The organism is Aeromonas sp. D3, from assembly GCF_027705025.1.
Lineage (GTDB): Bacteria > Pseudomonadota > Gammaproteobacteria > Enterobacterales > Aeromonadaceae > Aeromonas > Aeromonas salmonicida.
This window is the reverse complement of sequence record NZ_JAPDBE010000005.1, coordinates 34,909-47,840: the sequence shown is the minus strand read 5'-3', so window position 1 is coordinate 47,840 and position 12,932 is coordinate 34,909. Positions and strand designations below refer to the sequence as shown.

General features: G+C 56.7%; 12 protein-coding genes. All 12 read left to right on the top strand.

From position 1 onward, the window contains the following. Window positions 1-14 precede the first annotated feature (14 nt). The 12 genes from fliQ (at window position 15) to OKC28_RS04930 (ending at window position 12,931) form a co-directional block, all read left to right on the top strand. Window positions 15-284 (top strand): flagellar biosynthesis protein FliQ, encoded by a 270-nt coding sequence (gene fliQ, locus OKC28_RS04985; protein WP_021138440.1) that lies wholly within the window; start codon window positions 15-17, stop codon window positions 282-284. 82 nt (window positions 285-366) lie between these two features. Beyond that, window positions 367-1,164 carry a flagellar biosynthetic protein FliR gene (gene fliR / locus OKC28_RS04980; protein WP_059112922.1) on the top strand — a complete coding sequence of 266 codons (798 nt, stop codon included), beginning with the start codon at window positions 367-369 and terminating at the stop codon, window positions 1,162-1,164. An 86-nt stretch (window positions 1,165-1,250) separates the two neighbouring features. Then, window positions 1,251-2,381, top strand: coding sequence for a flagellar biosynthesis protein FlhB (flhB, locus tag OKC28_RS04975; RefSeq protein ID WP_021138442.1), 1,131 nt, complete (start codon window positions 1,251-1,253; stop codon window positions 2,379-2,381). A gap of 107 nt (window positions 2,382-2,488) precedes the next feature. Further along, window positions 2,489-4,591 (top strand): flagellar biosynthesis protein FlhA, encoded by a 2,103-nt coding sequence (gene flhA / locus OKC28_RS04970; protein ID WP_270687885.1) that lies wholly within the window; start codon window positions 2,489-2,491, stop codon window positions 4,589-4,591. A 16-nt stretch (window positions 4,592-4,607) separates the two neighbouring features. Beyond that, a complete protein-coding gene (flhF, locus tag OKC28_RS04965) occupies window positions 4,608-6,026 on the top strand; it encodes a flagellar biosynthesis protein FlhF (protein ID WP_021138444.1) in 1,419 nt (472 codons plus the stop codon). Then, window positions 6,019-6,903 carry a MinD/ParA family protein gene (locus OKC28_RS04960; protein ID WP_034523505.1) on the top strand — a complete coding sequence of 295 codons (885 nt, stop codon included), beginning with the start codon at window positions 6,019-6,021 and terminating at the stop codon, window positions 6,901-6,903. Before flhF ends, OKC28_RS04960 begins: the two co-directional genes overlap by 8 nt. Next, window positions 6,896-7,615 (top strand): RNA polymerase sigma factor FliA, encoded by a 720-nt coding sequence (locus OKC28_RS04955; RefSeq protein ID WP_021138445.1) that lies wholly within the window; start codon window positions 6,896-6,898, stop codon window positions 7,613-7,615. Before OKC28_RS04960 ends, OKC28_RS04955 begins: the two co-directional genes overlap by 8 nt. A gap of 123 nt (window positions 7,616-7,738) precedes the next feature. Next, complete coding sequence (gene cheY / locus OKC28_RS04950; RefSeq protein ID WP_425267348.1) at window positions 7,739-8,110, top strand: chemotaxis response regulator CheY; 372 nt, start codon at window positions 7,739-7,741, stop codon at window positions 8,108-8,110. A gap of 12 nt (window positions 8,111-8,122) precedes the next feature. Further along, window positions 8,123-8,863 (top strand): protein phosphatase CheZ, encoded by a 741-nt coding sequence (locus OKC28_RS04945; RefSeq protein WP_005319293.1) that lies wholly within the window; start codon window positions 8,123-8,125, stop codon window positions 8,861-8,863. An 11-nt stretch (window positions 8,864-8,874) separates the two neighbouring features. Beyond that, entirely contained in the window at window positions 8,875-11,043 is a 2,169-nt protein-coding gene (locus tag OKC28_RS04940; RefSeq protein ID WP_270687881.1) for a chemotaxis protein CheA, read from the top strand. A gap of 32 nt (window positions 11,044-11,075) precedes the next feature. Then, entirely contained in the window at window positions 11,076-12,191 is a 1,116-nt protein-coding gene (locus tag OKC28_RS04935) for a protein-glutamate methylesterase/protein-glutamine glutaminase (protein ID WP_021140838.1), read from the top strand. Between the two features lie 2 nt (window positions 12,192-12,193). After that, window positions 12,194-12,931: a flagellar motor protein gene (locus OKC28_RS04930; RefSeq protein WP_034524367.1), complete on the top strand. Its 738-nt coding sequence runs from the start codon at window positions 12,194-12,196 to the stop codon at window positions 12,929-12,931. The last annotated feature ends 1 nt before the right edge of the window (window position 12,932 follow it).

The window sequence follows — 12,932 nt, the reverse complement described above, 5'->3', positions numbered from 1 at the left end:
AAGGAGCAAGGAGCATGAGTCCGGAAACCTTTGTCGACGTATTCCGTGAGGCACTCTGGCTGGTGACTATCATGGTGTGCGCCGTGATTTTACCGAGTTTGATGATAGGTCTGGTGGTGGCCATCTTTCAGGCCGCTACCTCCATCAACGAACAGACCTTGAGCTTCCTGCCGCGTCTCATCGTCACCCTGTTTGCACTGGGGGCGGGGGCGCACTGGGGCTTGCAGAGCCTGATGGATTTCTTCCTGCTGATGGTGAGTCAAATTCCCCAGGTGGTGGGGTGATGCGCTCCACGGCGTTGCCAGGATTGCCGTCTGACAGCCTGCTGCTGATGGCGGTACCTTGCGATAGTCCCAAGGTGGCGGTATGACCTACACGACCGCTCTTATCATGGAGTGGTTGTCTTCCATCCTCTGGCCGTTGGCGCGGGTGAGCGGCCTCTTGATGGTGATGGCGGTGTTCGGCAGCCGCCTGACGCCGGCACGGATCCGTATCGGGCTGGCGCTGGCACTGACCTTCATGATCGCCCCCTTGTTGCCTCCCATGCCCAAGGTTGAGTTGTTCTCCGTCGGCAGTTTTCTGGTATTGACCCAGCAGCTGCTCATCGGCATTGCCCTCGGCCTCATGACCCAGTTTCTGATGGAGAGTTTCGTGATGGCCGGTCAGGTCATCGCCATGCAGACCAGTCTGGGTTTTGCGACCCTGGTGGACCCCATGAATGGCCAGTCGGCCCCTGTGGTAGGCCAGTTCTACCTGATGCTGGCAACCCTGGTGTTTCTGGCGGTGGATGGTCATCTCATCATGCTGCGCATGGTCGTGCTGAGTTTCGAGACCTTGCCGGTCTCCGATACCGGACTCACCCTGCCTGCCATCCGCAGCCTGATCGGTTTTTTGGGGGTCATGTACCAGGCCTCTCTGGTGATGGCGCTGTCGGCCATAGTCGCGCTGCTGCTCATCAACTTTGCGTTCGGTGTCATGACCCGGGCGGCACCCCAGCTCAACATCTTCAGTATCGGTTTTGCGGTCAGCATGATGTCCGGCCTCTTCATCCTCTGGCTCACCATAGGCGGTTTTCTCGGTCACTTCGATTCCATGTGGGAGCGGGTGCAGGAGACCAGCTGCGAGCTGATTAATGTCCAGTGTTTCGGTGATCAGAATGGTTGATTGCGCGCGGCTTGGTACCGAACTGCTTCACTTCCTCTGGAGGCGATTGCTGCTGAGCCGCATCCGGCGTTGCGGAGGTCAGCAAGATGGCTGATACCGATCAGGAACGTACCGAACAACCCACGGGCAAACGACTGCAACAGGCCCGGGAAAAAGGGCAGATTGCACGTTCCAAGGAGCTGGGTACCGCCAGCGTCCTGTTGTCGGCCGTTTTCGGTCTGCTGATGATCAAGGAGAGTCTGGCTGGCGCCATGGTCAAGATCCTCACCATTGGCTTTACCCTGGACCGGGATCAGGCTTTCGATCCCAACGCCATGGGCGCCATGTTGCCGGCCTTGCTAAGGGAGCTTGTCTATCCGCTTGGTTTGCTGTTCATGCTGGTGGCCATAGCGGCTTTCATCGGCAATACCCTGCTGGGGGGGATGAACTTCTCCTCCGAGGCCATGATGCCAAAGTGGAGCAAGCTGAGCCCGCTCAGCGGCATCAAGCGGATGTTCGGGGTGCAATCCCTGATCGAACTGGTCAAGTCCATTGCCAAGGTGGTCTTCATCAGTTTGTTTGCCTGGTGGATGTTGTCGAGCCAGTTCAACCATCTGCTCAATCTCTCCATGGAGGGGTTTCCCGGTGGCATCATAGATGCGCTGGACCTGCTGCTGTGGATGTTGATCATCCTCTGTTGTGCCCTCATCCCCATAGTGGCCATAGATGTACCCTTCCAGACCTGGAACCACACACGCCAGCTCAAGATGACCAAGCAGGAAGTGAAAGACGAGTTCAAGGACAGCGAAGGTAAACCCGAGGTGAAGGGACGGATACGGCAGTTGCAGATGCAGATGGCGATGCGACGCATGATGGGAGATGTGCCAAAGGCCGACGTCATCATCACCAACCCGACCCACTACTCGGTGGCACTCAAATACGACATTGCCAAGCCGGGGGCCGCGCCCAAGGTCGTCGCCAAGGGCACAGACGAAATCGCAATGAAGATCAGGGAGATAGCCAGGGAGTACGAGATCCCCATCATGCCGTCCCCAGCACTCACCCGCGCCATCTTCCACTCCACCGAGATTGGGCACGAGATCCCGGAAGGCCTGTTTGCCGCCGTGGCCCAGGTGCTGGCTTATGTTTATCAGCTCAAGAAGTTCCGTCGTGGCAGTGGTCGGCGCCCCAATCCGATCGCCCGTGATCTGCCCATTCCGCCTGAATTTCGCAAATGACAAACTTCTGACGCAGTCAAAATAAAATCATTTAAAATCAATGCTTTGAATTGTTGGCTTGATGTTTGCTTTAATCTGACACCAGCGGTTTAAGATTGAGAAAAACGATGAAATTTCAGGCATCATTGGGCCGATTGAAAGAGCACAGGGGATTGCTGACCAAGGGGGTGGGGACACCGCTGCTGGTGCTTGGCTCCCTTGGCATGGTCGTGCTGCCCATACCGCCAATGCTGCTGGATGTCCTCTTCTCCTTCAATATTGCCCTCTCCATCGTGGTCTTGCTGGTGGCCATCTATACCCGCCGCCCCCTTGAGTTCGCCGCCTTCCCGACGGTTCTGCTGATAGCAACCCTGCTGCGGCTGGCGCTCAACGTGGCGTCAACCCGGGTGGTCTTGCTGGAAGGCCACAACGGCAGCGCGGCGGCCGGTCATGTGATCGAGGCCTTCGGTAACGTGGTGATCGGCGGCAACTATGCGGTCGGCATCATCGTTTTTACGATCCTGATGATCATCAACTTCGTGGTGGTCACCAAGGGTGCCGGACGTATTGCTGAGGTAAGCGCCCGTTTCACCCTGGATGCCATGCCCGGCAAACAGATGGCTATCGACGCGGACTTGAACGCTGGCCTCATCAACCAGGAAGATGCCAAAAAACGTCGGCAAGATGTGACTCAGGAAGCCGACTTCTACGGTTCCATGGACGGTGCCTCCAAATTCGTGAAGGGGGATGCGATAGCAGGCATCATGATCCTCTTCATCAACATCATCGGCGGCTTCATCATTGGCATGATGCAGCATCAGCTCACATTCGGTGAGTCGGCCGAAATATATACCCTGCTCGCCATTGGTGACGGTCTGGTTGCCCAGATACCCTCCCTGCTGCTCTCCATCGCGGCCGCCATTATCGTTACCCGCCAGAACACGGATCAGGACATGGGCACGGCGGTGCTGGGTCAGTTGTTTGACAATCCCAAGGCGCTGATTATTTCGGCAGGTATTCTGCTGTTGATGGGGATAGTGCCAGGCATGCCGCACTTTGCCTTCCTGAGCCTGGGAGCCATTTCAGCCACCGGTGCCTGGTGGCTGCTGCGCCGTGAGAAGCGTGCTGCGGCCAAGGCCGCCAAGGGCGAGCTGATGCCTGCTACCTCAGAGCAGCCTCATGAGCAGAAAGAGCTGAGTTGGGACGATGTGATGCCGGTGGATATTATCGGGTTGGAGGTGGGCTATCAGCTCATCCCTCTGGTGGATCGCAATCAGGGTGGGGAACTGCTCAACCGGATCAAAGGGGTGCGCAAGAAACTTTCCCAGGAGCTCGGCTTTCTGGTCCCTGCCGTCCACATTCGGGACAATCTGGATCTGGCGCCCAATCAATACCGCATCACCTTGATGGGGGTCAGTACCGGCGAGGCCAATGTTTACCATGATAAGGAGATGGCCATCAACCCGGGCCAGGTGTTCGGCCAGATCCAGGGCATTGCCACCCGTGATCCCGCCTTCGGGCTGGAGGCGGTGTGGGTCGCCAAGGAGCAGGTCTCCCAGGCGCAGACCCTGGGTTACACAGTGGTGGATACCGCCACCGTGGTCGCTACTCACTTGAGCCAGATCCTCTCCAACCATGCCGCCTTGCTGCTGGGGCATGACGAGGTGCAGCAACTGCTCGACATGATAGGGAAGCACCAGAACAAACTGGTGGAAGGATTGGTTCCCGAGGTCATCAGCATGGGTAACCTGGTGAAGGTATTGCAGAATTTGCTCAATGAAGGCGTGCCAATCCGCGATATGCGCACTATCCTGCAGACCCTGGTGGAATATGCCCCGCGCAGCCCGGACCCGGAAGTGCTCACGGCCGCCTGCCGTATCGCCCTGCGCCGCCTGATAGTGCAGGAGATTGCCGGTCCGGATCCCGAGTTACCGGTGATCACATTGTCGCCAGAATTGGAACGTATATTGCATCAATCCCTGCAGGCAGGGGGTGGTGATGGTGCTGGCATAGAGCCGGGCCTGGCGGAGCGGATGCAGCGCTCGCTGGTGGAAGCCACTCAACGACAAGAACTGGAAGGCCAACCGGCCGTGCTTCTGACATCAGGGATACTGCGCAATACCCTGGCGAAATTTGTCAAGAATGCCATTCCTGGATTACGCGTTCTGTCTTATCAGGAAGTGCCTGATGACAAGCAAATCCGCATCGTCAGTGCGGTAGGACAGAACTAGTTAGCGGAGATGACGGGTGAAGATTAAGCGGTTTTTTGCCAAGGATATGAGAACGGCGCTGGCTGAGGTCAAGGAGACTCTCGGGCCCGATGCCGTCATCATGTCCAACAAGAAAGTCACCGGAGGGGTGGAGATAGTCGCCGCTGTCGATTATCAATCCCAGGTTCCGGGACCCAAAGATGCGCCGGTTCGCCGTCAGTTGAACGATGAGAGCGTCAATATCTCGTCTGCCGGGCGGCAGATGACGCGTCCTGTGCCCACCCCGGCCAAGGAACAGAACGAACACTATGCCGATACCCTGGCCGCGCTGCTGGCACGCCAGCAGAAGCTGAATCCATCCAACCCGGCCGGTCTCAACGGCGGGGCACCGATGGCGGCTGCCGGATCTGCGCCTCGCACCCTGGCCGAACAGGGCCAGTGGGGAGCGGCGCCCGAGCCCGCCAAGCCCAAAGCCAGAGTGGCGACCCCAGGTCGTGCTCCCCAGCCTGCGCCGCGAGAGCAGGAGATGGAAGGGATGCGCAAGGAGATGGCCAGCATTCGCAAGCTGCTGGAGCACCAGATCTCCGGACTGATGTGGCAGGAAGTGGAACGCCGTGAACCTATGCGGGCCCTGCTCATCAAGGAACTCAAGAAGATAGGCTTTGACGATGCGTTTGCCGATCAGCTGGCGGGCCTTATCCCTGAGGATATGTCCATCCATCAGGCCATGGCCCAATTGGCCGAGGTGCTGACCGCCCAGCTCAAGATCAGCGAAGACGACATTTTACGACAAGGTGGGGCCGTTGCCCTGCTCGGACCGACCGGGGTGGGCAAAACCACCACCATCGCCAAATTGGCGGCGCGGTTTGCCATGAAGTATGGCGCCGAGCAGGTGGCGCTCATCACCACGGACAACTACCGGATTGGTGCCCATGAACAGTTGCAGACCTATGGTCGCATCATGGGGTGTCCGGTTCGGCAGGTTCGGGATGCAGAAGAGCTGGCCAATGCCCTCTATCAATTCCGCCATCGTCGGCTGGTACTCATCGATACCGCAGGGGTCGGGCAGCGGGATATTCGGTTGACCGAGCAGCTCGATACCCTGGTGAAAAATGCCAAGGTTCGCATCCGCAGCTACCTGGTGATGTCAGCCACTTCCCAGCGTCGAGTGATGCAGGAGGCGGTGGACCATTTCCGGCGTATTCCATTAAGCGGCTGCATACTTACCAAATTGGATGAGAGTCTGAATCTGGGCGAAGTGATTAACGTGTGTATCCAGAATGCATTGCCTATCAGCTATATCACTGATGGACAAAGGGTTCCGGAAGATATTCAAGTTGCCAATGCGGCGCAGCTCGTCGGGGCTGCCATGGGCTCGCTGGAGCAGGAAACAGAAGAACCCTATTTCTGGGGGGCAGGCTTTGGCGAGGCCGAAGATTCGGAGTTTTATGAGTAACATACATATGGATCAGGCGAGTGGTCTGCGCAAAATGCGTCAAAACAATCGAGTAAAAGTGATCGCCGTTTCCGGTGGCAAGGGTGGCGTGGGCAAGACCAACGTGACCCTGAACGTGGCGGGTGCCATGGCTGCCCAAGGCAAACGCGTGATGGTGCTGGACGCCGACCTTGGCCTTGCTAACGTTGACGTCATGCTGGGGCTGCGGGTACACCGCAACCTCTCCCATGTGCTGGCCGGTGAGTGCACCATAGACGACATCATAGTCGAGGGGCCTTACGGCATGATGATAGTGCCGGCGACATCCGGCACCCAGTCCATGGTGGAGCTCTCCCCGGTGCAGCATGCCGAACTTATCCGCGCCTTCAGCGAGATGAAGACCCAGGTCGATATCCTGATGGTGGATACGGCGGCGGGCATTTCCGAGATGGTGCTGAGTTTCACTCGCGCCGCTCAGGACATCATGATAGTGGTGTGCGACGAGCCAACCTCCATCACGGATGCCTACGCCCTCATCAAGATCCTCTCCAAGGATCACGGTGTGTTTCGCTTCAAGGTGGTGGCCAATATGGTGCGCAGCCTGCGCGAAGGGCAGGAGCTCTATGCCAAGCTGACCCGGGTAACTGACCGGTTTCTGGACACCTCGCTGGAGCTGGTGGCCTGCGTGCCTTACGACACCAACCTGCGGGCTGCCGTGCGCAAGCAGAAGCTGATTGTCGAAGCCTTCCCCAAGTCACCTGCAGCGCTGGCGTTTCGCGCCCTCGCCAACAAGGCGGCAAGCTGGCCCATTCCTAACCAACCCGGCGGTCATCTCGAATTTTTCCTGGAAAATTTGCTGCAAAAGCCGGTCATAGCACAGGAAGGTTCCCGTGAATAAAGCCCAAGCGTACTTGCGTCATCAGGATTCCTATGTGCTGGTCGAGCGTCATGCTCCACTGGTGAAGCGGATTGCCCAGCATTTATTGGCTCGCCTGCCAAGCAGTGTCTTGCTGGATGACCTGATCCAGGCAGGTATGATTGGGCTGCTTGAAGCTTCCCGCAACTTTGACGGCAGCAAGGGCGCCAGCTTTGAAACCTACGCCGGGATCCGCATCCGTGGCTCCATGCTCGATGAGATACGGCGGGGCGACTGGGTGCCGCGTTCCGTGCACCGCAACAGCCGTGCCATCGCCGAAGCCATCGAAAATGTTGAACAAGCGCACGGCCGTGATGCCCGCGATACCGAGGTGGCGGTCCAGATGGGAGTCAGTCTCGGCGAGTATCACACCATGCTGCAGGATGTCTCCTGCGGCAAGATAATCGGCATCGAGGACCTGGGGGTCAGCGAGGATGTGATTGGTCATCCCGACGATGCTGGAAGCAACAGTGGGTTTGACGAACTGGCAGCCGAGCGTTTTCAAGGTGCTCTGGCCGAACACATTGGACGCTTGCCGGAACGGGAAGCGTTGGTACTCTCCCTTTACTACGATGAAGAACTGAACTTGCGTGAAATAGGCGAGGTATTGAACGTAAGCGAGTCTCGTGTGAGCCAGATACACAGTCAGGCAATGCACAGATTACGCGCTCGTTTAAGAGATTGGCATGTATAAGTGTTTGTACTAGCTACACTGAAACAAAACTCTAAGGCATAATCCGCAAAACAAAACCTGCGATCTGCATCATGTAAGTGAGCCGCTATGGCGGCTATTTAGGAGGGAATTTTGGACAAGAACATGAAAATCCTCATTGTTGACGATTTTTCAACGATGCGCCGGATTATCAAGAACTTGCTGCGTGACTTGGGATTTAACAATACCCACGAAGCAGATGACGGCAACACGGCCTTGCCAATGTTGAAAAATGGTGATTATCAGTTCGTGGTCACCGACTGGAACATGCCCGGTATGCAAGGTATCGACTTGCTCAAGGCAATTCGCGTCGATGACAAACTCAAGCATCTGCCGGTGCTGATGGTAACGGCTGAAGCCAAGCGCGAACAGATCATTGAAGCCGCCCAAGCGGGCGTCAATGGCTATATCGTCAAGCCTTTCACCGCTGCAACGCTCAAAGAGAAACTCGACAAAATCTTTGAACGAATCGGCTAAGGAGCAGCAGGGATGAAGGCCAAAACGAGTGCAATGATTTCGCTCGATCAGGCAAGGATGCTTGTTGCCCATCTTGAGCAAGGCGAATTTGAACAGGCCGATACCATCATTGCTGATGCATGTGCCCCCAATGCCGCCGCTCTCTTTGACAAAGTGGGTCAACTGACCCGACAACTGCACGATTCCCTACAGGATTTCCGGCTGGATCCGCGGATCCCCGACCTGGCGACCCATGATATTCCCGATGCCCGGGAGCGTCTCAGCTATGTTATCGACATGACTGACAAGGCAGCCAACCGCACCATGGATGCGGTTGAAGCCAGCCTGCCGATTGCTGACCGGCTCAATGACAACATTCAGCTGGTTCTGCCTAACTGGAATGCCCTGATGAGCAGGGACATGAATGTCGGACAATTTAAGTCTTTATGTCACCAACTGGATGATTTTATTAAGGCTTCTGAATCTGATGCCGATAAATTACGGCAACTGCTGACAGAAATCCTGATGGCGCAAGATTTTCAGGATTTGACCGGCCAGATGATCCGCAAGGTCATCAAGCTGGTTCAGGAAGTTGAAACAAAATTAATAGAAATGCTGACTATGTTTGGTGAGGCTGCGGCTGAGCATTCATCTCAACGCCTTCCTGTAAGCGGGATTGAAGCCGAAGGCCCCATCATGAACCCTGAGACGCGTTCCGATGTGGTCAATGGTCAGGATGATGTGGACGATCTTCTGTCTAGCCTGGGATTCTAATGGAGTGACGCATGGCCTTCGAAGTTGATGAAGACATACTGCAAGACTTTTTGGTCGAAGCATCCGAAATATTGGAACAGTTGTCCGAACAACTGGTCGACTTGGAAAAGCGACCCGATGACAAGAATCTGTTGAATGCCATATTTCGAGGCTTTCATACCGTTAAAGGCGGCGCCGGTTTTCTCTCTCTGGGAGAATTGGTGGACGTCTGTCACGGTGCCGAAAACGTGTTCGACATCTTGCGCAATGGCAAGCGAACCGTCACTGCCGAGTTGATGGATGTTATTTTGCAGGCACTGGACGCCATCAATGTGATGTTTGCCCAGGTGCAGAATCGCGAACCACCAAGCCCTGCATCTGCCGAAATCCTGCATGATCTGCATGAGCTCTGCAAGCCCGAGGGGCAAGAGCAGCTGCTGACAGCCTCCGCGGGCAATAACGCCCCTGCCCAGGAGGCCGAACCGGTTGAGACTGCTGCCGTGGCTTCCGAACCCGAGACGGTTGCTGCACCATTGCCCGTCAATGGTGGCGGCTCCATCGATGAAATCTCTGCCGATGAGTTCGAGCGTTTGCTCGATGAATTGCATGGGGCTGGCGGCGCGCCGACCCCGGTTGCCAATTCCATATTGACCGGCACCGGTGACATCACCGACGACGAGTTCGAAGCCTTGCTCGACCAGTTGCATGGTCAGGGTCAGCATAGCGGTGCCCTCGAGGTCAACCCCTTGACGTCGGTACAAAAAGAAGTCGACGAACTTATCGATGACGATGAGTTCGAGCGTCTGCTTGATGAGCTGCATGGTCGTGGCCAGGGACCGAAAACCAGTATCACGCCACCTGCAGCACCGGTAGCCGCCGCCCCAACACCAGCAGCTACGGTGAGCGCTGCTCCCGCGGCCAAGCCGACGCCTGCACCTGCACCAAAACCCACCGCCGCGCCGGCTGCTACCGCAAAACCTGCACCAGCCCCCGTCAAACAACCGTCAGCACCGGCAGAAAATGCAGTGCAAAGCGATACCACGGTTCGGGTAGATACCAAGACACTGGATGTCATCATGAACATGGTGGGTGAGCTGGTGCTGGTTCGTAATCGTCTGGTGAGCCTCGGCATCGCCAGCAACGATGAAGACATGTCAAAAGCGGTTGCCAATCTGGACGTGGTGACGGCCGATCTGCAAGGCGCGGTAATGAAAACCCGCATGCAGCCCATCAAAAAAGTATTTGGTCGCTTCCCGCGCGTCGTGCGCGATCTGGCTCGCACTCTCAAGAAAGACATTGAGCTGGTGATGGTCGGGGAAGAGACTGACCTGGATAAAAACCTGGTCGAGGCCCTGGCCGATCCGCTGGTTCACCTGGTGCGCAACTCCTGTGACCATGGGGTCGAGATGCCGGATGTGCGTGAAAAAGCGGGCAAGCCACGTCAGGGCACCATTACCCTGAGTGCCTCCCAGCAGGGTGACCACATCCTGCTTTGTATCGAGGATGATGGTGCCGGCATGGATCCGGAGAAGCTCAAGTCCATCGCCATCAGTCGTGGAGTACTGGATGCAGACAGTGCGGCTCGTATGAGTGACAACGATGCCTACAACCTGATTTTTGCGCCTGGTTTCTCTACCAAGTCAGAGATATCCGATATCTCAGGCCGTGGTGTCGGTATGGATGTGGTGAAAACCAGTATTGTGAGCCTGAATGGCTCCGTCTATATCGATTCTACCTGGGGTAAAGGGACCCGCCTCGAGATCAAGGTGCCTTTGACGCTGGCTATCTTGCCGACGCTGATGGTGGAAGTGGGTGAACAGACGTTTGCCTTGCCGCTGGGGTGTGTGAACGAGATTTTCCATCTGGACCTCAAAAAGGCCAACGTGGTGGATGGTCAGCTCACTATCATAGTGCGTGACAAGGCTATTCCGCTCTTTTACCTGCACAAGTGGCTGGTGAAAGGGACGAACAAGAAATCACGGCAGGATACGGGCCATGTGGTGATAGTGCAGATTGGCACCCAGCAGATAGGTTTTGTCGTGGATAACCTGATTGGCCAGGAAGAGGTGGTGATCAAGCCGCTGGACAACCTGTTGCAAGGAACCCCTGGCATGGCCGGGGCCACCATCACCAGCGATGGTGGTATCGCACTCATTCTGGATGTGCCGAGTCTGCTCAAAGCGTATGCGCGTAGACATTGATAGCTCAGGCCCAAGGAGTTAGAAAAATAACAATGGCAGTCAAGGTACTAGTTGTCGACGATTCGAGCTTCTTCCGCCGCCGGGTCAGTGAAATCATCAATCAGGATCCCATGCTGACGGTGATAGACACGGCCCAGAATGGACGGGAGGCAGTAGACAAAGCGCTGGCTCTGCGGCCTGATGTGATCACCATGGACATAGAGATGCCCGTGATGGATGGCATCAGCGCCGTACGCGAGATCATGGCCAAGTGTCCCACTCCGATCCTGATGTTCTCCTCTCTGACCCATGAAGGGGCCAAGGCCACGCTCGATGCGCTGGATGCCGGTGCCCTCGACTTTCTGCCCAAGAAATTTGAAGACATTGCCCGTGACAAGGATGAGGCGATCCGGCTGTTGCAACAACGGGTCAAGGATATTTCGCGCAAGCGCTTCCTGATGGCGGCGCCGGCTCGAGCCAAAGCGCCGGAACCTGCTGCTCGCAGCCCATTGGGCAGTTCGCTGTCACGTCCTGGTGATCGTCAGGCCGAGCCACAGCGGAGTGTGCCGGCGGCGGCGTTCAAGCGCAGTGGCAAGACTTATCAGTTGGTGGCTATCGGTACCTCCACCGGCGGTCCGGTTGCATTGCAAAATGTGTTGACCAAGCTGCCCGCTGATTTTCCTCACCCCATATTGCTTATCCAGCATATGCCGGCGACCTTTACCGCCGCCTTTGCCGCTCGTCTCAATGGCCTGTGCCAGATCGGGGTCAAGGAGGCGGAAGATGGTGATGTACTCAAACCCGGTCATGCCTATCTGGCGCCCGGTGGCAAACAGATGCTGCTGGAAGGGCGTGGTGTCGGTGCCCGTATCCGGATTGTCGAGGGTAACGACAAGGTCAACTACAAGCCTTGTGTCGATATTACCTTTGCTTCAGCGGCCAAAACCTATGCCGACAAGGTGCTTGCCATCGTGTTGACCGGCATGGGGGCCGATGGCCGGGATGGCGCTCGCCTGCTCAAGGAGCAGGGGTCAACCATCTGGGCTCAGGATGAAGCGTCCTGTGTCGTATATGGTATGCCGCAAGCTGTTGCCAAGGCGGGTATCGCCACTGAATCACTGCCGCTGGATCGGGTGGCACAGCGTATCCTGGTTGAGCTGGGTCGCTAAAGATGGGCATGTTCGGCCTGATCCTTGCGTTGGGAGCGATTGCCATTGCCCAGTTGTGGCATGGCGGCACCCTGCTCACCCTGCTCGATGGCCCTGCCTTTGTCATCGTAGTGGGTGGCACCTGGGGTGCTGTCATTTTGCAGACACCGCGCAAGTATCTGCTCGAAGCAATCAGGCAGTTGCGCTGGATGTTGATCCCTCCTGCCTGGGATCTGCTCAATCAAGCCGAGCGGCTGCAGGGATGGGCGGTATTCGCCCGCCAGCAGGGACTGCTGGCACTGGAAAATCAGGCCGATCAGGAGAGTGACGAGTTCACCCGTCAGGGCCTCACCATGATAGTGGACGGGGTATCGATAGAGGATATCCGCATGTTGCTGGAAGCGGACATCGATATCGAGCAGGAGCGCAACGAGCACTCCGCCCGTGTCTTTGAGGCGATGGGGGGATATAGTCCGACCATTGGCATCATAGGTGCAGTGATAGGTCTTATCCAGGCCATGTTCAATCTGGAAGATCCCGCTGCTCTTGGTGCCGGAATTGCCGTTGCCTTTGTTGCCACCATCTATGGGGTTGGCTTTGCCAACCTCTTTTATCTACCGATTGCCAATCGTCTGCGCGCCTTTCACTATCATTACGCTCTGTTTCAGGAGATGACGCTGGAAGGTTTGATGGCGATTGCTCACGGCGAAAATGGCCCGCAGGTTGAACGGCGGTTGAAGGCTTATCTGAAAGGAGAGTAGC

Bases quoted from the DNA above. Each gene is read 5' to 3' on its own strand.
- OKC28_RS04960 (WP_034523505.1), top strand. From the start codon at position 6,019: ATGAGTAACATACATATGGATCAGGCGAGTGGTCTGCGCAAAATGCGT.
- OKC28_RS04930 (WP_034524367.1), top strand. From the start codon at position 12,194: ATGGGCATGTTCGGCCTGATCCTTGCGTTGGGAGCGATTGCCATTGCC.
- cheY (WP_425267348.1), top strand. From the start codon at position 7,739: ATGAAAATCCTCATTGTTGACGATTTTTCAACGATGCGCCGGATTATC.
- fliQ (WP_021138440.1), top strand. From the start codon at position 15: ATGAGTCCGGAAACCTTTGTCGACGTATTCCGTGAGGCACTCTGGCTG.
- fliR (WP_059112922.1), top strand. From the start codon at position 367: ATGACCTACACGACCGCTCTTATCATGGAGTGGTTGTCTTCCATCCTC.
- flhB (WP_021138442.1), top strand. From the start codon at position 1,251: ATGGCTGATACCGATCAGGAACGTACCGAACAACCCACGGGCAAACGA.
- flhA (WP_270687885.1), top strand. From the start codon at position 2,489: ATGAAATTTCAGGCATCATTGGGCCGATTGAAAGAGCACAGGGGATTG.
- OKC28_RS04940 (WP_270687881.1), top strand. From the start codon at position 8,875: ATGGCCTTCGAAGTTGATGAAGACATACTGCAAGACTTTTTGGTCGAA.
- OKC28_RS04945 (WP_005319293.1), top strand. From the start codon at position 8,123: ATGAAGGCCAAAACGAGTGCAATGATTTCGCTCGATCAGGCAAGGATG.
- OKC28_RS04935 (WP_021140838.1), top strand. From the start codon at position 11,076: ATGGCAGTCAAGGTACTAGTTGTCGACGATTCGAGCTTCTTCCGCCGC.